Here is a 19501-nt window from a genome sequence, read left to right as displayed (position 1 = left end):
AATGTATATCGTTGGCAGAAGAAATTATTTAGACCAGTTATCAAAAACTTCATTGATGACTTTATTCTCGATAAAAATCATCTGCTACCACAGAGAATCTATAAATAATAGTGCGTAAGTCCTAATTCATTTGAATAATGGCCTAACACCTAGCATACGTCTATTTTTTAGACAGTGCAAACTCCTGCACTATTTCGATGATGGCATCCTTGACTCGATTTTATGGGGATTTAAAGTAAGCACGGCGATTCTAGCAAAGCTTGCTGTAAATTTGAGCACCCGCTCCTGAGAAGCGTTGATTTTAGAAAATCAGATAAACAAAACCGACAGATCAGCAACATAAGTTATCTTCACCTACTGGTTTTTAAGAAAATCCTCTCAAAAAACTACAAGATTGTTATTTTGTTTCAACCTGCATTTCTCTTCCAATGAAGCCTTCCTGTAAATGTTCGAGAAAATGAATAACATGGTGATTCGTGAAGGGAAGATTCAGGATATACCTCAAATTATTCAGGTGATTCATGACAGTATTCAATCTTGTGTTTTAGATCATCAACGTGAGGACAGTCGCATCCAAAGCTGGCTGGAAAAATTTGATCACGCCAGCCTGATTGTCGATATGCTTTATAACGATTGTTGGGTTTGCCTTGTGCACGACAAAGTAGTCGGGTTTTTATTGGTCAGTGATACTGGAGAAATCCGGATGCATTATGTCGCCCCACATTGCCAGAGGCTTGGATTTGGCACCAAATTATTTAATCAAATGCATGCAGCATTAGTAGAGAAAAAAATCTATCAGATTGCAGTCAAGTCGACTCAAACAGCCCTCAGCTATTATCAGCGATGTGGATTTGATTCCAGCCCTGCACATTCACAAGATGATGGATCATATCTGTATAAATACGTTTTTTAATCCGCGCCCTGCTCAAAGTTTAATTGATCACGCCCGGTGTGTTTGGCCAGATACAGCTGCACATCTGCAGCTTTCATCAAGGCATGAATATCGGCATATTGATGTTGTGGGCTTATCCAAGCCGCGCCCACACTGACCGTGATCCAGGCTTTGCCATCCGGCCGGTTTAGATGTTCAAATTGTTGTTCCCGAATCTGCTGAATGACACGTTCCAGATATTGCAGGGCAACCTGAATCGGTATATCACCAAGCAGAATGGCAAATTCCTCCCCGCCATAACGCGCCAGATAACCCGATTGAGGCAAGCTGGCCTGAATCACCTTAACCAGGTTTTGTAGAATCTCATCACCCTTTAAATGGCCATAATGATCATTATAATTTTTAAAATAATCAACATCCAGCATGGCAAAAAGCAGTGTGGCATGTGAATGTTGCTGGCTTTGCAAAAACTTCTGCTGGATTTCACTATTTAAAGCACGCCGGTTAAAAGCACCGGTCAGCGCATCAATCTTCATCTGATGTTCCAGTTTGGCATTTAGTTGATGCAGTTGCTGGGTACGCTCTTTGACTTTTTGATCAAGCGAACTGTTGAGCTCGATGAGGTTAAAATTTAGCTGTTCTGTCTGATAAGTTTGATGCGCATAGTGTCTAGACTGCTGAAACATAATCAACAAGGCATATAAACTGGTGGAAATGAAAGACAAATGTGTGGTTTGAATAACATTAATCAGCAAGAGATAGTCATTTAAAAATGTCAGACACAAGAAAATAATGGCAAACAGATTCAGGCGTGAATACGGTTGCTTATCACGTAGGGTCTGATAAAACCCGTACATGAAATTCCCAATAATCACCAGACCATAAATCGCACTATAGAGCGCAAGACGTTCAAATAACTCGGGGGTAGAAAATAGCGTCACACTGATATTCAAAATCAATAAGACGATCGCAATATAATAAATCAGCGGTTTTAAATAGCGCTGATTAAACAGATGCATATAACTGAGGAAAAACAATACCGCCAGAAACGTAAACAGATACTCTAAACGTGTTCCCCATAACCAGTCGATATTGGTAAATACCGAATAGGCATAGGGCGCTGAAAACATATTATGCAGGGCCAGAAAGATAATAAAACAGCCAAACACAAAAATGCTTTTGCTATTACGCTCTTTCGATCCTCGAAATATTGAAAACAGGATATTGAAAACACCCACCCCGAGTACTGCGCCACAGGCCATGGCAATACTCATCATCAACTGCTGGAATTGACGATTGACTGTACCTGCGACCCCAATCTGCATTGGGCGTTCCAGCCCTCCATGCAAATGAGTGTAATTCGAGGCCTGAATGCTTAAGGTAATGTATTCACTGTCTGCAACGAAATAGCCAATCCGGGGGGCTTTTTCAGTGATCTGCTGTTCAGGTGTTTTACTGATTTGCCCAAGCCGGACAATAAACTCGCCATTTACATAGACCCGATAAGCGCCATATTGAGCAGGAATCCGAATGGCAATCCGGCGTCCGATAAATTCTTTAGGAATTTTATAATGGCTAATAAATGTGCCATAACCAATATTTGAGTTGGTCAGTATTTTAAAAGAAGCCGGCAATTCCACTGTTTTTGATAACAGTACGGAACTTGGCTGGACAATAAACTGGCTCGGATAAAATAACCATTTCCCCTGCAAAGGGCTGCTGCTGTGTTCGCTAAAATGAATTTCAGAGATATGATCACGGAACTGCTGCTGCACCCCGGGGGATGTGGCAGCGATCTGGGCAGATACTGAAGTGCTCATCAAGATGCCCCAGCTTATGGCCCAAACCCACATTACAAAATAGACATTCCTTATCACGTTTTGCAAAGACAGTAGTTTCCTGAAAAAGAGCTTTATTCTTCTTATAATCTACTTGGAATATCAGGGAGTTCAAATATTTTTTTGTAGTTTATCGGAAGAAGCCCCCAATACTGAGACTTCTCCCGATCAGCATTCACTCATGATACTGAATGAATCTTATTTCAATGAATTAATCACGTGTTTTTACATCAAACAGTTCAATTTCAAAAATCAGGTCTGAATTGGCTGGAATCACTTTGCCCATTTTACGTTCGCCATAGGCCAAATGTGCCGGCACCAGCAGTTTACGTTTACCGCCCACTTTCATGCCCAAAATGCCCTGATCCCAACCTTTGATCACACGGCCTGTTCCGATCACGGTTTCAAAATAATTACCGCGATCAATCGATGAATCAAACTTGGTTCCATCTTCTAGCCAGCCGGTATAGTGTGTGGTAATCAGCGCGCCTTTTACCGCCTCTTTCCCTTCGCCTACTTTTAAATCAATAATTTCAAGTTCGTTAATCATACTTATTTACCTGAGATTGGCATAAATTCAAAAATCAGTATAAACCGGATTGATTGATTTTTTTAGGCTTTAGTCCTTGATGGATTAAAAGCTGAGTTCCTGAATATTCTGATCATTGAGTAAATGCAGGGTGAGTTTTTGATGGTTTTTGGCCGATCCCATCAGCACCCATCTTCCGCTAATCTGCTGCTCAACCTTGCGCTGTGAAGAATGCATGACTTTTAGCTTATATTGTTTGAAAAGCGATTCATAATGGTTGAGCTCATGTTTCTCAAAAGGACAGACAATTTCGTAATTACGTTCCTGATTCAGCGACTCGATCCCGCGCTGTACATACATCAGTAGAACCAGCACCACCATGACCATTAAAGTGGCCCAGATACTCAGGATTTCATAACCCGCACCGGCTGCCATGCCCAGTGCTGCAGTCATCCAGATGGTGGTGGCCGTGGTAATTCCTGAAATACGGTTCTCATCTTTGAGAATGACCCCTGCCCCTAAAAAGCCTAGCCCCGTCAGGACATTGGCCGCCAGCCGGTCAGGATTTTCCACACCTATTTTCAGGGAAATGATAGTAAACAGACAGGAGCTGAGACTGACCATGATCATGGTACGCAGTCCGGCAGATTTACTGTGATATTCACGTTCTGCACCAATAATGGCCCCGATCGCGACGGCCAGCAGTAAATCATAAAGTTCATGGTACATGACACAACCCTGAGTATTTTTATTCCTCAGGTATACGCAATTTAAGCGACAGGATACAAGTCCAGACGTGCATCCTTATGCGTCCTTATTGTAACTGTTCCCACTCGACCAGCACCTGCCCCTGATCGCCAATCAGAGTCCATTCACCATCCATCACATTGAGCTGTAACTGCATGGTGCGTGCACATAATTGTGGCAATGCATCGGTGGTTGTAGTCGATAATTTCCACACCTCCACATTCTTTAACGTCTTTAATTTGCTGCTGCGCTTATACCATTCATCTACCGCAGAACCATAGGTCACCACAGCCACTTGCTTACAACGCGCACTGGCTTTTTTGACTTTATCTTCATCCGGGCTACCGACTTCAATCCATTTCACCAATTGACCAGTGAGGTCTTTTTCCCACAAGGCCGGCTCATCGGTTTCAAACAGATCCTTGGTAAATTCCAGCGTTTCATCGGCATAACGCGCATACGCCAGAATACGCACCATCAGGCGTTCAATGGTTTCTGAAGGATGCAGCGCCATCGTCAACTGATAATCTGCATAACGGTGCGTATCCATATCTGCAATATTCAAATCAACCTTATAAATCGTCGCTTTTAACGCCATAACACAATCCTCAAATTTGGCGCCTAGCATATAAGATTTAGCAGTATTTTGCTGAACAGATTTAGGTCAATAACTCATTCAGTGCACTGGAAACAGTACTATTATTTTTCCGGATCAATACGGCATTGCATCAACGTGCTTTCAAACTCCAGCCAATCGCGTGACTGTTGATAAATCACTTCGATCCGGTTATCAATACCTGCCTCGACCGACTGATAATTAAACTGTTCCGGATTAAAATTAAAGCTTTTCCAGCCCTGATCGGTATTAAAAATTCCTTTGATTCTGAGCCAGTCTTTTTGTTCACACAGCAAGTCGAGCAAATCATAAAAATGAAATTGCCAGCGTTTTGGCAACTTCCAGCCCGCAACCTGATAGCCCTGCGCGCTTTCCACATAATGATAAGGCAGCTGCTGAATCAGCACGGGTACCTCTGGGGAAGGATTGATCTGTTGCTGTTTTAATAAAGGCTGGAGCTGACGTACAGAACCTTGATAATCCTGTTTAATCTGCTCAATACTCAGCTGTCCCTGCTCTGTGCACAACCACTGCTGGGCATAGACTTGATATTCCGCCTGAAGCTGCGTAAGCGCAGCATGATCTTCGGCTGTCATTAAATCTGTATGTGAAATCACCACAATCTGCGCGGCCTTAAGCTGATCTGCATACAGATTTTGCTGTGACCAATCCTGATCATGCAAACGTGAACCATCGACCACCGTGACCAAAGCCTGCATGTTTAAATGACTGTGCCAATGCGGTTCCGTCAACTGTTCTAACAATTGTGCAGGATGTCCCAGCCCGGTCGGCTCGATAAACAGCCGATCCGGTTTCACTTCGGACAGTAAACGTGACAAGGCAATCTGCATCGGCAACTGACTACTACAACATAGGCAGCCACCCAGTAATTCCTTTACCGCATAGCCTGAATCTTGTGGTAATAACTGCTGATCCACCCCGATCTGACCGAACTCATTCATCAGTACGGCCCAGATTTCCTGTTCAGGTTTCTGCTGTAATAAATGCTTAAGCAGTGTGGTTTTACCCGCCCCCAAAAATCCAGAAATGATATGGACAGGAATCGGCTGTGCTGCGGACAGAATTTTCAAAATTGGTTCTCAAGAAATTAAATAGACAAGATCATGCCCTGTATTATAGGACACAGCATGGTTGTAGAGACATTTTCTTGCTCAATGGCGACTTGAAACCATCAGTTTATAAGTTAAGCGAATTATCCCAAATAGAGAATCCTGATGTTTATTCATATTTAAAATTCAGCTTTTTGAAACATTCATATACATTTTCATTAAATAGAACACTGCATAATTAACAGTAATTAAACAACTTTCTGCATTGTGTATATGCTAAGTTATTCACTCCGTGTCGCTTTTGTTAATTGATTTGCTCATCAAAATTTCAGTGCTTAGGATGAACTCCTGTCGAATTGATGTGATGGTCAGCTCGGCAAATTACATGACATAAATAAAGGATGCCAAAAATGAAATATGCACAAATCTTACTTGCAACAACGCTTACTGCTGCTGCAGCCACCAGCTTTGCCGCGACTGAAACAACAAACGCAAATACAAACACTGAAGAAAAAGTGATTGTCAGTACCCAGGAATTGCCTGAGTCAAATGCTCCGGTTGCTGGCGCAAATGCAGAACAACCAGCTGCATCTGAAGCTGCTGCAGAAAGCGCAACACCTGCACAACCTGCAGCACGTTAAGTGATTTAACGACGGGTTAAATGATCAAAGAAAATATCAGGGCAGTATTTCTCCAGTAGGCTTAGCCTGTACTGCCTCATATTGATCGATGCTGAATCATGCTTTGCGCGGGTTCAGCATTTTTGTTGACTAGATTTAAATGCCCATCATAGTTAAAACTGATCACAGGATTGAGAATGACTATTGAATTATTTTAACTTTATCATTTAAATTCAATAATTTAATTAATAAAAATCTATTTAAAATTAATATTATTGATATAGCTCAACTACTATCGCCTAACTTGTTTACAACTCAGAACTGTCCCTTAATAGATTGAAATGCAAGTCGATTGAATGGACATTCACTATGAGCAATACCAATTACAGCACTGATGTAGCAATCCTCGGCGCTGGGCCTGTAGGCTTAACCATTGCCAACTATCTGAGCAAGCAAGGCGTGAGCGTCACGATGGTCGAGCAACTGGATAGTTTGATTGATTATCCACGTGCCATTGGGATCGATGATGAATCTTTGCGTACCATTCAATCCTTAGGTTTGGTCGATCAAGTCTTGCCCCATACCACGCCCAATCATGCCATGCGCTTTTTAACACCTAAGGGTCGCTGTTTTGCAGATATTCAGCCTTTAACCCGCGAATTCGGATTTTCACGCCGTAATGCCTTTATTCAGCCACAAGTCGATCAGGTTCTGCTTCAGGGCTTAAAACAATATAAAAATACGCAGGTGCTGTTCTCACGTCAATTGACCCAGTTTAGTCAGGATGCCGAGGGTGTAACGCTTAACCTGCAAAACGAACAAGGGGATACAGAAACAGTCCGTGCCCAGTACCTGATTGCCTGTGATGGCGGTAACTCTTATGTACGCCGCAATCTGGGCATTGCTTTTGAGGGTGAAACTGCGCCGAATCAATGGATCGTGATCGATCTTGAAAATGATCCGCTTGCGACACCGCATATTTACCTGTGTTGTGATCCGGTACGTCCTTATGTATCCGCCGCATTGCCCCATGGAATTCGCCGTTTTGAATTTATGGTTATGCCGGGTGAAACTCAGGAAGAACTCAGCAAACCGGAAAATATTGCCAAATTACTGGCCAAAGTGCTTCCAAGTACCGATGGCATCGAAGTGATCCGTCAACGTGTTTATACGCATAATGCCCGTATTGCGGACAAGTTCCGGGTAGACCGCATTTTACTGGCAGGTGATGCTGCGCACATTATGCCCGTCTGGCAAGGTCAGGGTTATAACAGCGGGATGCGGGATGCCTTTAACCTGGCCTGGAAAGTCGCACTGGTGGTTCAAGGCAAAACCGGCCCAGAACTTTTAGATTCGTATCAGATTGAACGTAAAGACCATGCCAAAGCCATGATTGATCTGTCCGTGATGGCCGGTCATGTATTGGCACCACCGAAAAAGTGGCAAGGTTTTGTCCGTGACGGTATCGCCTATGCCCTGAACTATATCAAGCCGATCAAACAGTACCTGCTGGAAATGCGCTTTAAACCGATGCCGAAATATCATGATGGTGTGCTTTTGAGCAACGGCGCCAAAAACTCTCCAATTGGCAAAATGTTCATTCAACCTCAAGCTCAGCTGGCTTCGGGTGAAACAGTGTTACTGGATGAAGTCATCGGCAATGATTTTGCCATTATTGCCTGGGGTGTCGATCCAAAATGGGGCCTGAGTCCAGAGACACTGCAACAGTGGAAAACACTCGGTGTGAAATTTATTCAGGTCATTCCGGCAGTGCAGTTACAAAATACCCAGCGCCAACAGTTTGAAGATGTCATCACCATTGGTGATAGCGGCACAGAAATTCGCTCCTGGTTTGGCAATACTTCCGATTCAGTGGTGATCTTGCGTCCTGACCGTTTTGTGGCCGCACTGGCCATTCCACAATCACTGGAAAACACCAGTCAGCAACTGTTTAAAAAGCTGTACCTAAAATAATTTTAAGGTCATTTTTTACCACGCTTCGGCGTGGTTTTTTATTGTGATGAGATATCCAGATCAAGTGATACAGAACGATGAACTAAACTCGGTAGTCTTGAAACCACGGCATGTCTTTCAGGGAATCACGAGAGGCCATCTGCTGCAAATAGGGTCTTAACTCGTCAAATGGCGGTAAAATTTTCGCAGAGATCGCAAAGATCAAACAATAGGCAGCATATAAGTCTGCTGCGGAAAATTCTTCACCCAGCAAATAGGGATTGGCCTGGCTTATGCCCTGTTTCAGAAAATCAAATACTGCTGTTTCATTGCCGAAACTTAAACTTCTGCGGTTTTTTTCAATATTTTCTGGCGAAACCTGCAAATTTTTTAGATCGATATATTCGGTGAAGGGCCCATGACAGAAAAATATCCATTTTAAATATGCCCCACGCTTGGGTTCATCCAAAGCAGGTGCCAAGCCTTTATCAGAATACTTATCTGCCAGATAGATAAAAATGGCGGCCATTTCTGAAATGACAATCTCCTGATCGACCAGACAGGGAACTTTTCCTATCGGATTAATCTGTAAATATTCAGCTTGATGCATATATTCATAGGACACTTCCACCTGCTCAATCTGGTCTTCAATCTGCAATTCTTTCAATAAGGGCAACAGGGTCAGGCCCCGTGATCGTGGATTGTTATAGAGCTTCATCATATTGCTTTAACCATTTTTTATTTTTAGAGCTTCAGTATAAAACGGTTTTCTGTGTCAATTTACGTAGATGTGCTACAGATCATTTCTGTCGCACAGCTTTTAAAATATAGGCAGACCAAAGATGCAAATCTTAAAAAAGATCGACACAAAACTTTTCTTTTAAGACTTTTAAAATCAGATCAATCACCACATGTTTTTGGTCTTTACGATAATTGGCATATAGCCCAATCATGGGCAAAGGTTCAAGGGTCTTTTTGACCACGATATTATCGCCGAGTAATGGAATCACATAGGCTGGTACCAGACTCCAGCCCACGCCCATTCCGACCAGATTGACATTGAGCAGGATATTGGTCGAATGCTGCACCACATTGACCTTCAATTTGGACTGTTTAAAAAAGTCTTGAATAATTCGATGCAATTGTGGTGAAGCCTGTTCATCACTAATGACAAAATCCTGATTTTCAAAGCTCTTAATACTGACATGTGGCAGGGTCGCAACCGGAGAATCTTTAGGCACAATCAGGGTTAAAGGTTCATCAAAAATCCGGATCGAATCAAACTCGCTCGACTGTCCCGGATAGCGGGTAAAAGCAATATCAATATGGCCTTTTCTTAAAGCACTAAACTGCTCAGCGTCAGTCAAACTATGAAATAGTGCTTTCAGTTCAGGAAAATGTGCGCGGATATTGGGCATGATATAGGGAAAGACTTTCATTTCCGCAACCGGTACAAATCCGATATTCAGCTGATCCTGATGTGCATTGGCAATCTGTCTGGCAGCGTGGATCGCACGTTCTGCATGTTCCAGACTGAGCAAAGCTTCTTTTAAAAAAACCTGTCCGGCCTCGGTCAGGTTGACCTTACGGTTATTTCGCTCCAGTAACTGTACGCCTACCTCACGCTCCAGATCCTTGATTTGCTGACTTAAGGAAGGCTGTACAGTATTCAATTTTTCCGCAGCCCGGGTAAAATTCAGTTCCTCGGCCACAGTGACAAAATAACGTAAATGTCTTAATTCCATTTTATGCTTCCTGATTTTCCGGTGCGTGTATTGGTCTTTTGGCCACATACTGACGATAAACCAAGATCGTCACAATGACGAGTGCAGCACTCGACACATACATCGCTTCAAAGCCCCAATAGGCGATCAATAGGCCCATCACCACGGAGCCTACCGCCAAACCCAGATCAAACAGGGTAAAGAAGGTTGAAATCGCATGTCCCATACGCTGCTTATCGACAGATTGAATTGCGAGTGTCTGCAGACATGGAAATAATGAACCATAACCGATCCCCACAAAGACCGCTGATAACCAGAGCGTCCATTGATTGGATATCAGACTCACCATGACTAGGCCAATCGCAAAGAAAATAAAGGAAGGATAAATGACAGCACTTGGTCCCTTACGATCATAGATTTTCCCGACCCACGGCCGTACCAACAGCATCGAAGCCGCAAATACAATAAAAAATACGCTGGTATAAGCCAAAAGCTGCTTGCTTTCACTAAATGCCGTGATAAAACTCATGATGCCCGAATAAGCAAATGCCGTCAGCAACGCCACACAGCTTACCGCCAGGACTTTCACTTCCAATATATCTTGTAGACTCAATTTGGTTTTTCCTGTGCCGATCCGTCTTGATTTTGGCAGTTCGGTAATTTTCAGCATCCAGCAGAAAATCAGTCCCAGAGAAATAATAATAGCCAGAATCCCAAATAAGCTTTTAAAGCTGGTGAATTGAATGACGGTCAAGGCCAGCAATGGGCCAAATACCACCCCCAGATTGGTCGACATGACAAAATAGCCCATGCCCTCGCCTTTACGCTGTTCTGGAATAAATTCATTGGCCACCGGAACCGCCACCGTGGTCAAAATACTGAACCAAATGCCATGTAGAAATCGCACCAACAACAGTGACCACAAGCTATCAATGAGCAAATAGCCAAAGGCAAACAGCGCAAAAATCACGCCTGCACCGCGCATCGAGATTTTCTTGCCCAGTTTTTCGATGATCATGCCGGAAAAAGGCCGAACTGCAATTGATGATGCCAGAAACAAGGTCAGTGCCAGACCCGCTTCTTTGACTGAGCCCCCCAAATCTTTCATGATGTAAATCGGCAAGATGGTCAGTAAGGCAAAATAATAAACAAACAGAAAAAAGTTATTGCATAAGCACAAGATAAATGAGCGATTCCATAAACGCTCGGGGCTGAGAGACATAAAAACCAACTTTAAGAAAAATAGACCAGGCTCAGGCTTGAATTACAACAGGATGCAGCACTAACCCAACCAGCGCCCGGATGTAATTTTCATCCGGCATACGATTGAAAAAAATAATCTGGTAATGGATCGGGCCGTACAAACTGTCCAGCATTAAATCAAAAGGATAATCCGCGCGAATCTCGCCACGCTCAATCGCTTGCTGAATCAGTTGATGAGTCTGCTGTCGACGCGGCAATAAATATTGCTGAAAGAATTCACCGGCCAGTTCACGATGATTGGCGATTACCACCAGTAAAGCCCGACCAATCGGATGGTTGAGGGCCTGAGACAACAAGCTTAGCTGTCGAATCAGATTACTTTTCAGGTCATTTGCAGGATCAGGCTCAAAGACTGAGACCGTATGCTGTTTGAAGGTATCTAGCACCAGCTCCGATTTATGCTTCCACCAGCGATAAATCGTAGATTTTCCCACCCCAGCTCGTGCTGCAACAGCCTCAATAGTCAGTTGATGATACTCTCCCTCTGCCAATGCATCGGCAACCGCTTGCAAAATACATTGCTGTCGTCGTGAGCTTTTTTCGTCATGATTCATAAAGTCTACTTATCTTCAAACACAATCGATACGATACGTATCGTTTTATATTAGAGCAAAAAACGATAAAGCTCCAGACATAAACTGAAATTAAGGCAAAAAAGACTCTCTTATAAAGTCATGCTGATCAGTTAAAGAATTTAAAAATAGACGCTTTAACTGCTTAGTCATTCATGATGGAGTCTTAAGGTTTTAAATCAAATATTTTCAATATCATTTGTTACTTTGATTTCATTCAAATGAGCAGCGGAACTTCGCAAGGAAGGCATCTTGCAGTCATATTCCTCACCGCAAAACTCGTCAGCCACCCTCGACTCGTAAATTTGTCATGGAGACCATCATTTTTTAAATCTTGCGGTGCAATACACCCCATGCCTCAAACAGTTGCGGATGACTTTTCCACCTATCACATATAATCCTCAATTTAAAAAAGAAAATGCCAGTCAATTGGTTAACTGACTGGCATTACTCTTATGAAGATGTTTTTAAATCACCGCTTAACTCTGTGCAGTCTTTTTATAAATACTGCATGAAGGATGATGATTCTCTTGCAAACGCGCGACTTTACGCTGTTCGGCTGCTTCAAAACGGCAACGTTTCCAGTCATTGTCCAGGTTCAAAGCCGGAATCTGTTTCGGTTTGCCATTTTCATCTACGGCCACCATAGTGAAATAACAGCTATTGGTATGGCGTACCGTTCTTTTTTGAATATTCTGCGCTTCTACACGAATCCCGATTTCCATCGAGGTGCGACCAACATGGTTGACACTGGCCAAGAAAGTTACCAGCTCACCCACATGAATTGGTTCCTTAAAGTTCACCTTGTCTACCGATAAGGTCACGACATAACTGCCCGAATAGCGACTCGCACATGCATACGCCACCTGATCCAGTAATTTCAGAATGGTTCCACCATGAACATTTCCTGAAAAATTTGCCATATCTGGCGTCATGAGAACTGACATCGTTAACTCTGACTGGTCATCTGACACTGCTGCAATTTGATCTAAAGGGGCCATCGTTTTCTTTGAACTCTTTGAATGACAAGGTTATCGCTTATTATTATAGCGTTTTTAACATGAATAAAATGTTCAATTCGGCAAATGAAGCATCATAATTATTGATATAGAAACTGCACTCATACAGAAAAAAATATATTTAACAGATCTCAAGGCTCAGCAAGAAGCTAAGTTCCAAACAAATAAACACTTATTGATCCAAAGCATCTGCTTACCCAGCTCAAGTTTTTTTCGGGCCGCTCTCATTTTGCAAAAAATAATTCAAGATGTTGGATAAATCATTACTGATTTAGCGCATGAGTGGTTTTAACATTTCCTGGGCGACATTTTCATAGCTGAGAATTTGCTGACCATCCAGTGTGGTAGTGACCGTGAAAGAACCATCTTGATGTGCAGCTGTCACTGTAAAAATATAGTGTTCAAATTGCGCCAACTTGACCTGATGTCCAATTTTAATCTGATTCATTGTCGTTACATCTATTCATTAATCTTTCAAAGCACATTCTGTCATGAACAATATTTAAATATTTGATCAACTTAAGTATAGGAATAATAATATTAAAATTTCGACTTAGAAAAGCAATACTTATTCCAAAAAAAATATAATTTATAATTCAACAACTTATAGTCAAAATAAAGTTTATCTCTCCTGAAAATTCTGGCCAATTCATATGCAGAAACAATGATTTAATCTTTTATAACGATCAGCCAGTGTTAAGATCAGAATCTGGAAAGCATAGGGATGCAATAGCTTTGCCTACCTGGTTCGATCTCATAAAAAATGAACAAAAAAATTTAACCGCAATATGCTTTAGGGCTGCTGCTGTTCCTGAGCCACAAAGAGCGGAATATGATGGCCGCGAGCATAATTATATTTTTGATAAGCGAGAGAAATATCCATCAGTTTTAACTGTGCAGCATCAATGCCGGCCTGCATGGTTAATTCTCTGCCACGTACATCAAAGATATGTCCTTTTTCCCGTAAATCGGGCTGGATCACCACATCGGCATGCTTTAATTCTTCTTGTGCCAAGTGTTGCTGCATAATATTAATATTCTGGTTAAACAGTCCCCAGACATTACTGGTTTCCGTATGAATAGGCTGTGCCAGAATATCAACCGCAATCACAATATCTGCTCCCAGCTCACGTGCCACATTCACCGGTACCGGGCTGACCAGCCCGCCATCGACATATTCTTTTTCTTCAATTATTGTTGGAATAAACATACTCGGAATCGACACTGAAGCACGTACTGCCTGTCCAGTATTGCCATAATTAAAAACGACTTTCTTGCCTTCTTTTAGTGCTGTGGCCACCACAAACATCGGGATTTTCATGGCTTCTAGTGGAGTTTGATCGACTTGTAAATTGACATAGTCTTCTACTTTTTTGCCATCAAAAAAACCTTTTCGATCCAGTTTGATATCGCGTACATCGGTTGCTCGCATGCTCAAGGCAATATTGCGCAGCTCAATCGCCGGTTTACCACTGGCATAAATAGATCCGACGATGCTGCCCGCACTGGTTCCAACAATAAAATCCGGACGAATACCGGCCTGTTCCAGTACTTCGAGCGCACCGATATGTGCATAGCCACGCGCACCACCACTGCCTAAAACGAGAGCAATGACCGGACGCTGTTCAGTTTGCTTGATCTTTTCAAAATCAATTTGATTCGGACGTGCCTGAGCTTCTCCACGTTGCGCAGCGGGTTGTAGATGATTGGTAGCCGACTGGACTGTCATCGGTGTGGTTTGACAACCACTCAGGCCGAATGCACCCAGTGCCACAATACTCAACACATATTTCTGCATGTAGAGAATGTCCTCATTAACTTAAAGCAGCATAGTGTATAAACACCTGCTTAAATAATCTGTAGAATTTCGTAAAATTGTCATACAGTTCGGGTAGTTTGTCTTCATTTTCCCCTTCATGCTATGTCAGTCATTTCACTGTACCGGATTTTTCTGATTTTCCTGCAACTGGGCTGTATTTCATTTGGCGGGCCAGCCGCACATCTGGTATTTTTTCACCGCAAATTTGTGATGCAACTACAATGGCTCAATGATACCCAGTACAGTCAACTGGTGGCTTTGGCGCAGCTTTTACCGGGTCCGAGCAGTAGTCAGGTGGGTTTGTCTATCGGATATCTGCAACGTGGTTATCTAGGTGCATTGATGGCATGGCTGGGATTCACCCTGCCCTCGATCATACTCATGACTGGTGTCGCGCTACTGGGTCAACACTATGTTCATATTCTAAACTCAAATAGCTTTCATACCATTCAGCTCATTGTATTTTCTGTTATTGCCTGGGCATTCTGGCAGATGCTGCAAGGCTGCTGTAAAACGGCCTGGCAATATGCAGTCCTGCTGCTGTCTGTCATATTATTGACGGTAATTTCGGTGAGTTATAACCAGATTCTCGTCATCATCCTCGGTGCAATTTGTGGAATGTTGATGGGATATTCTTCCAGATTAAATCCGAACAAGCCCAAAGACAGTGACAGTACTGAAATCAGCTCGCCTTATCTGCAATCTGCTGCTGCACCCTACTGGCTGCTGGCATTTATCTTGCCATTTTTGCTGCTGCCCCTAGCGGATAAACTATCGAATGGGTCGGGCCTACAATTCCTGAGTGATTTTTATCAGACCGGTTCGCTGGTTTTTGGTGGTGGTCATGTGATTTTGCCCTTACTCCATCAGGATTTTGTCGCGACTGGCATAGTGAATGCGCAATCTTTTGATCTTGGCTATGCATTTGCCCAGCTCATGCCCGGGCCACTATTCAGTTTTGCTAGTTATATTGGCGCTGTGCTGCCGTGGACGCCCTATGTCTGGCTGAATGTACTTTTAGCGACCTGTGCAATCTTTTTACCCTCATTTTTTCTGATCTTTGCCACCTTGCCCTACTGGTCATGGCTGCTGCAGCAACGGCTGATTCATCAGGCCGTGATGGGAATTAATGCAGCGGTAGTGGGTTTGTTACTGGCTTTGCTCCTGAATCTGTCACAACGTTATTTTAACAGTATCTCCGACCTGCTGTTCGTTGTGGTAATGATTGCTTTACTCCGTTCAAAATTACCAGTCTGGTGCAGCCTGATTCTGGGTTTTATCCTTTATCAAAGTTATTTGAATTTCTTTTAAAATACTCCAGCCATAAAAAAGCCCTGAACGATCAGGGCTTTTTGCTTTGCAGGGTTACCAGATATCAGATTTGACCTTGTCTTTAAACTTAGGATGATTATCCAGTTTAAACTCAGGTTCTTTCACGCCACGCTTCAACTGACCGGTATAGTCTTTGAGTAGCATGAGCAAGAATGGCATCAGCAACAGAATCGCAATCAAGTTAATACTTGCCATGATGCCCATAAACAGGTCTGCCATATTCCAGATCAATGGCACACTGGCGACAGAACCGAAATAGACCATGATCAACACAAAAATCCGGAAGATCAGCATGACCCGGCGATTGTTATTAATGAACTGAACGTTTCCTTCGGCATAGGCATAGTTACCAATAATCGAAGAATAGGCAAATAGGAACAGGATCAAGGCCAAGAAATCATCACCCCAGGCACCAATCTGGCTTTCCAGCGCCATCTGAGTCAGGGTCACGCCTTCAAAACCGGCATTTTCATACAGGCCCGAGACCAGAATAATAATCGCAGTACATGAACACACCACAAAAGTGTCTACAAATACCCCGAGCATTTGTACCAGACCCTGATTGACCGGATGCTTCACATCAGAGGCTGCGGCAGCGTTCGGTGCTGAACCCATCCCGGCTTCGTTAGAGAACAGACCGCGTTTGATCCCCATCATCATGGCCATAGAGATCATGGCACCAAAGAAACCACCCGCGGCAGCTTCAAACTCAAAGGCTTTACTGAAAATCAGCTGAAAAATGGAGGGCAAGACATCGTAGTTGATCACGGCAATATACAAGGCCACCGCCAGATAAAGCACGGCCATAAAAGGCACAAAGCTTTCAGCGACTTTCGCAATCCGTTTAATCCCGCCAAAAATAATCATAGCCGTGATTAGAACCAGGAACAGACCGACCCATGATATTTCCAGATTCAATCCACCTAAGGGCAGCAGCAGGTTCGCCTGATCCCAGCCCCAGGCATGCGAGGTTGCGCCGCTAATTGCATTGGCCTGAACCGCATTAAACACAAAGCCATAGGTCGTGATCAATGCAATTGCAAAGACAATCCCGAGCCATTTCTGTTTTAGCCCCTGAGTAATGTAATACGCGGGGCCACCACGGAATTGCTGGTTTTTATGATCGCGCACCTTAAACAATTGCGCCAATGAGGATTCCACCAAAGCAGAGCTCATACCTAGAAATGCAGTAACCCACATCCAGAACACCGCGCCCGGCCCGCCAATCGCAATGGCAATTGCCACACCCGCAACATTACCCACTCCGACCCGGCTTGCAAGACCAGTGACAAAGGCCTGAAACGGGGTAATCCCGTGTGTATCCTGAACCTTGCCACGGCTATTTTTCATGACTTTCATGCTGTGCCAGAACAAACGAATTTGTACTGCACCGGTCATGATCGTATAGAAAATACCGACTGCGACCAGAAACACCACTAGAAAGTCCCATAAAGGGCCATTCAGGGCATTAATCCAGCCAAGCAAGGTTTCATTTAACTGATCATTCATGTCACATCCTTATGAGCCTATGACTCATCGTATCAGGCATAAAAATTATGCAAAAAACTTCAAAATCATCTGAATAACAGTAGCATTGATTAAGTCAACGAAGAACGCCCCACATAATGGAACGATCAGGAAGGCCTTATGCGACGCACCATACATATTGGTAATCGCCTGCATATTGGCAACCGCTGTTGGAGTTGCACCCATACCGAAACCACAATGACCTGCTGCAAGTACCGCAGCATCATAGTTCTTGCCCATCAGGCGGAAAGTTACAAAACCGGCATACAAAGCCATGGTGATGGTCTGTGCACCCAGAATTACCATCAGTGGTCCTGCAAGGTCAGCCAATTGCCATAATTTCAATGATAACAATGCCATCGCCAAGTACAGCGACAATGAAGCATTACCGAACACATCAATGGCACGATCGAAAATCTGAACTTTGAAAATACCTTCCAGTACATTACGCAGGATGACACCACCCGCCAATGCCCACACGAATGTTGGCAGTTCAAATGCAGTACCTTTACTGAAACCCGTCATAAACTCTGCAAAAGCCAAACAGCCTGCAAATAGACCCAAAGTCGTGATTGCATTATCTGCGGTAATTAAACGCACCTGATGCGGATATTCAAATGGAATATATTCGGTCGAGTTGATATCCATTGGCGTGCTATCACGCTTTTCGATTTGTTGATCCGTACGTGCAATTGCGAGATTATGACGGTTAATCAGCAATTTTGCTAAAGGACCACCAATAATCCCACCGATAATCAGACCAAAAGTAGCACTGGCCATCCCCAGTGCAAGCGCCCCCTGAATGCCATGTTCAACCTCAAAAATCTCGCCCCATGCACCTGCAGTACCATGACCACCGGTTAAGGTAATTGAACCTGCAATCAGGCCAATCAATGGGTCAATACCGAGCAAGGTGGCCAGACTCATGCCGACTGCATTTTGCAAAATAATGAAAGCCGAAACAGCAAACAGGAAAATAACCAGACCGATCCCGCCTTCACGCAACTTGGAAAAGTTGGCACTCAGACCAATCGAAGCAAAGAAAATCAGCATAAAGCTGGTTTGTAATTCTGCACTGGTGGTGATGCTATATCCCCACAATGAATGCACCAGCAATGAGATGATCGCCGCAACCAAACCGCCCGCGACCGGCTCAGGAATATTGTAGCGCTTTAAAAAATCGATTTTATTAACCAGGAATCGGCCGAGTAACAAAACAATAACTGCGGCAATCAAGGTATAAAATGCGTTAAAAGTAAAATCCATAATTTTTTGCCCAAGATAATGTTGATTTTTTATCATTCTAAAAGTGATGCAGAGATACCGAGCTTTAGATCTCTCATCGATTTCGACCTAAAATATTCTGACCTCATCTAATGCTTTTAAAATAACAAAATGATCCACCATCTCTTTCAAACTTATGAATATCATCATCACGATCATATTCAACAAATGAGAGATTTATAAAAGCCAAAATACAGCTTTGATTTAAGCTCTATTGCTGTCAATGAATGGTATAAGCATACAAATTTAACAGAAGAGTCAGATCTATAAGACTGTGTTCTACTTCTCAAAAAACACCAAGGTTTAGTGAGCGCTTTTAACCTGACTAGCTTAATTCAAGCCACTTGGAATAGCGTTATTTAAAATAAATCTTGTGCATGCCGACCTTGAATTTTCCCAAAGCGCATGGATTAAGATGAAAAGCTGCATATTATGCTGTTTCTTTGTATAAAGTTTTATTGTTTTTTATTAAGAATAGTTAATCAATCTATAAAAAATAATTATTAGTCTAGGGTTTTTAGATGAGCGTCAAACTCTCTAGTTATCGAAAAAAAATATTAATCTCTTACTTAAAACTTTATCAAACCAAGAAATTTCAATGGAATTAACGTGCTTTTCTATCCCAATCCACTTCATCTGTGCAGGCAATTAGTATGTTCAAATGGTTCAAGCATCCGAGTTTTAAGCTAATTTTTA

The 19501-nt window shown here is 42.9% G+C and carries 18 protein-coding genes and 1 pseudogene; 5 read left to right on the top strand and 14 right to left on the bottom strand.

Going from position 1 to position 19501, the window contains the following annotated elements; translation table 11 throughout:
- Both FTV30_RS12015 and FTV30_RS12010 read left to right on the top strand, forming a co-directional pair.
- Positions 1-108, top strand: a pseudogene (locus FTV30_RS12015) (IS701 family transposase); the annotation flags it as partial.
- 337 nt (positions 109-445) lie between these two features.
- Positions 446-913, top strand: coding sequence for a GNAT family N-acetyltransferase (locus FTV30_RS12010; RefSeq protein WP_005097793.1), 468 nt, complete (start codon positions 446-448; stop codon positions 911-913).
- On the opposite strand, the gene FTV30_RS12005 is transcribed toward FTV30_RS12010, so the two are convergent.
- The 5 genes from FTV30_RS12005 to FTV30_RS11985 form a co-directional block, all read right to left on the bottom strand.
- Positions 910-2712, bottom strand: a complete 1803-nt coding sequence (locus tag FTV30_RS12005; RefSeq protein ID WP_180001665.1) for a diguanylate cyclase — start codon at positions 2710-2712, stop codon at positions 910-912. The two genes, FTV30_RS12010 and FTV30_RS12005, sit on opposite strands and share 4 nt — an antisense overlap.
- Before the next feature lie 229 nt (positions 2713-2941).
- Entirely contained in the window at positions 2942-3280 is a 339-nt protein-coding gene (locus FTV30_RS12000) for an FKBP-type peptidyl-prolyl cis-trans isomerase (RefSeq protein ID WP_005097798.1), read from the bottom strand.
- Between the two features lie 84 nt (positions 3281-3364).
- Positions 3365-3988, bottom strand: coding sequence for an MgtC/SapB family protein (locus FTV30_RS11995; protein WP_005097799.1), 624 nt, complete (start codon positions 3986-3988; stop codon positions 3365-3367).
- Positions 3989-4073: 85 nt separating this feature from the next.
- On the bottom strand, positions 4074-4604 hold the full coding sequence (locus tag FTV30_RS11990; RefSeq protein WP_005097801.1) for a YaeQ family protein: 531 nt from the start codon (positions 4602-4604) through the stop codon (positions 4074-4076).
- Positions 4605-4705: 101 nt separating this feature from the next.
- Positions 4706-5713: a GTP-binding protein gene (locus FTV30_RS11985; protein WP_180001664.1), complete on the bottom strand. Its 1008-nt coding sequence runs from the start codon at positions 5711-5713 to the stop codon at positions 4706-4708.
- A gap of 389 nt (positions 5714-6102) precedes the next feature.
- Here FTV30_RS11985 and FTV30_RS11980 point away from each other — a divergent pair, with 389 nt between their 5' ends.
- Together FTV30_RS11980 and FTV30_RS11975 are read left to right on the top strand one after the other, a co-directional pair.
- Complete coding sequence (locus FTV30_RS11980; protein WP_005097806.1) at positions 6103-6333, top strand: hypothetical protein; 231 nt, start codon at positions 6103-6105, stop codon at positions 6331-6333.
- Positions 6334-6681: 348 nt separating this feature from the next.
- A complete protein-coding gene (locus FTV30_RS11975) occupies positions 6682-8286 on the top strand; it encodes a bifunctional 3-(3-hydroxy-phenyl)propionate/3-hydroxycinnamic acid hydroxylase (RefSeq protein ID WP_180001663.1) in 1605 nt (534 codons plus the stop codon).
- 82 nt (positions 8287-8368) lie between these two features.
- Here the strand turns inward: FTV30_RS11975 and FTV30_RS11970 are convergent, their stop codons facing one another.
- From FTV30_RS11970 to FTV30_RS11940, 7 genes are all read right to left on the bottom strand, one after another.
- On the bottom strand, positions 8369-8983 hold the full coding sequence (locus FTV30_RS11970; protein ID WP_180001666.1) for a glutathione S-transferase family protein: 615 nt from the start codon (positions 8981-8983) through the stop codon (positions 8369-8371).
- A gap of 133 nt (positions 8984-9116) precedes the next feature.
- Positions 9117-10010 (bottom strand): LysR substrate-binding domain-containing protein, encoded by an 894-nt coding sequence (locus FTV30_RS11965; RefSeq protein ID WP_180001662.1) that lies wholly within the window; start codon positions 10008-10010, stop codon positions 9117-9119.
- A 1-nt stretch (position 10011) separates the two neighbouring features.
- Positions 10012-11211 (bottom strand): MFS transporter, encoded by a 1200-nt coding sequence (locus tag FTV30_RS11960; RefSeq protein ID WP_005169751.1) that lies wholly within the window; start codon positions 11209-11211, stop codon positions 10012-10014.
- Between the two features lie 31 nt (positions 11212-11242).
- Positions 11243-11806: a TetR/AcrR family transcriptional regulator gene (locus FTV30_RS11955; RefSeq protein ID WP_005169748.1), complete on the bottom strand. Its 564-nt coding sequence runs from the start codon at positions 11804-11806 to the stop codon at positions 11243-11245.
- A gap of 497 nt (positions 11807-12303) precedes the next feature.
- Positions 12304-12825: an acyl-CoA thioesterase gene (locus FTV30_RS11950; RefSeq protein WP_004280680.1), complete on the bottom strand. Its 522-nt coding sequence runs from the start codon at positions 12823-12825 to the stop codon at positions 12304-12306.
- 289 nt (positions 12826-13114) lie between these two features.
- A complete protein-coding gene (locus tag FTV30_RS11945) occupies positions 13115-13291 on the bottom strand; it encodes a hypothetical protein (RefSeq protein WP_005169744.1) in 177 nt (58 codons plus the stop codon).
- 345 nt (positions 13292-13636) lie between these two features.
- Entirely contained in the window at positions 13637-14641 is a 1005-nt protein-coding gene (locus tag FTV30_RS11940) for a patatin-like phospholipase family protein (RefSeq protein WP_005169741.1), read from the bottom strand.
- Between the two features lie 123 nt (positions 14642-14764).
- Here FTV30_RS11940 and chrA point away from each other — a divergent pair, with 123 nt between their 5' ends.
- Positions 14765-15973: a chromate efflux transporter gene (gene chrA / locus FTV30_RS11935; RefSeq protein ID WP_180001661.1), complete on the top strand. Its 1209-nt coding sequence runs from the start codon at positions 14765-14767 to the stop codon at positions 15971-15973.
- 54 nt (positions 15974-16027) lie between these two features.
- Here chrA and FTV30_RS11930 read toward each other — a convergent pair whose 3' ends face one another.
- Positions 16028-17503: a sodium:alanine symporter family protein gene (locus FTV30_RS11930; RefSeq protein WP_074383429.1), complete on the bottom strand. Its 1476-nt coding sequence runs from the start codon at positions 17501-17503 to the stop codon at positions 16028-16030.
- Positions 17504-17548: 45 nt separating this feature from the next.
- Positions 17549-18787, bottom strand: coding sequence for a sodium/glutamate symporter (gene gltS / locus FTV30_RS11925; RefSeq protein WP_100355594.1), 1239 nt, complete (start codon positions 18785-18787; stop codon positions 17549-17551).
- Between the last annotated feature and the right edge of the window lie 714 nt (positions 18788-19501).

Origin of the sequence: Acinetobacter sp. YH12255, from assembly GCF_013417355.1 — a bacterium.
GTDB lineage: Bacteria > Pseudomonadota > Gammaproteobacteria > Pseudomonadales > Moraxellaceae > Acinetobacter > Acinetobacter pseudolwoffii.
This window is presented reverse-complemented; position numbering and strand designations above follow the sequence as displayed.